3 protein-coding genes are annotated in these 1,193 nt (G+C 69.6%); all 3 read right to left on the bottom strand.

Annotated elements, in window-relative coordinates; genetic code table 11:
- On the bottom strand, positions 1–134 hold a 134-nt coding region (locus tag ACH4FH_RS38910; protein WP_398560710.1), incomplete at its 3' end, for an adenosylhomocysteinase.
- Entirely contained in the window at positions 124–1,014 is an 891-nt protein-coding gene (gene metF, locus ACH4FH_RS38905) for a methylenetetrahydrofolate reductase [NAD(P)H] (RefSeq protein WP_398560709.1), read from the bottom strand. The genes metF and ACH4FH_RS38910, both read right to left, overlap by 11 nt.
- A partial coding sequence (locus ACH4FH_RS38900; protein WP_398560708.1) for a vitamin B12 dependent-methionine synthase activation domain-containing protein occupies positions 1,011–1,193 on the bottom strand: 183 nt, incomplete at its 5' end. The genes ACH4FH_RS38900 and metF, both read right to left, overlap by 4 nt.

The following is a 1,193-nucleotide window of genomic DNA, read 5'->3' as shown; positions in this document are numbered from 1 at the left end:
GGCTGCGCCGCGGCGTACTCCTTACGGATCGACATCAGACCGGGCATCTCATGCTCGGCGAGAGTGATCTCCTTACGGCCGAAAGCCGCGAGGGAAAGATCGGCGACCTTGAAATCGGTGAACTCAGCAGGCATGAACACTCCTTGTACTGCATACGTGGTGATGGATGTCGAGGGCCGCGGTCGACCGGTTGAGCGTGATGTAGTGCAGCCCCGGTGCTCCCTCGGCGAGCAGCCGGTCAGCCATCCGCGTGGCGTGGTCGACGCCGATGCGGTGGCCGTCCTCCGGGCGGTCCCGCGCCGCCTCCAACCGCTGCGCCAGCTCCTCGGGGAAGGCAGCACCGCTGAGTTCGGCGAAGCGACGGATCTGCCGTACGTCCGTGGCGGGCATGATTTCCGGGATGATGGGGGTGTCGCAGCCGGCCGCGGCCGCCCGGTCCCGCATCCGCAGGTAGTCCTCGGTGTGGAAGAACATCTGCGTGATGGCGTAGTCGGCGCCGGCCCGGCACTTGGCGACGAAGTTCCGGAGGTCGGACTCCCGGTCCGGGGACCGGGGGTGGTCCTCGGGGAACGCGGCGACGCCCACGGTGAATGCGCCCGACTCCCGTACGAGGGAGACCAGTTCGTGGGCGTGGGTGAGGCCGTCGGGGCGCGCGATCCACTCCCCGTTCGGGTCGCCCGGTGGGTCACCCCGCAGGGCAAGCACGTCGCGCACCCCCGCGTCGGCGTACCGGCCGACGATGTGGCGCAACTCGGCGACCGAGTGGCCGATGGCGGTCAGATGGGCGACCGGGCGCAGAGTGGTGTCGGCGGCGATCCGCTCGGTGAGCGCGACCGTACGGTCGCGGGAGGAGCCGCCCGCGCCGTAGGTGACCGAGACGAAGGCCGGGGCCAGGGCCTCGACACGACGGATGGTCCGCCACAGGGTGCGCGCCCCCGCCTCGGTCTTGGGCGGGAAGAACTCGAACGAGAACGACGGCGCCGGGCCGGCGATGATCTCGCGGAGAGTGGTCATGATCGGCCTCCGGCGTTGAAGTACTTCGCCTCGGGGTGGTGGATGACGATGGCGTCGGTGGACTGCTCGGGGTGCAGCTGGAACTCTTCGGAGAGTTCGACGCCGATGCGTTCCGGTTCCAGGAGGTTCGCGATCTTCGCGCGGTCTTCGAGGTCGGGGCAGGCGCCGTAGCCGAGGGA

Source organism: Streptomyces sp. NPDC017993 (genome assembly GCF_044328065.1).
Lineage (GTDB): Bacteria > Actinomycetota > Actinomycetes > Streptomycetales > Streptomycetaceae > Streptomyces.
This window is presented reverse-complemented; position numbering and strand designations above follow the sequence as displayed.

Excerpts from the sequence above, each read along its gene's own strand:
- metF (WP_398560709.1), bottom strand. The coding sequence starts at position 1,014 with ATGACCACTCTCCGCGAGATCATCGCCGGCCCGGCGCCGTCGTTCTCG.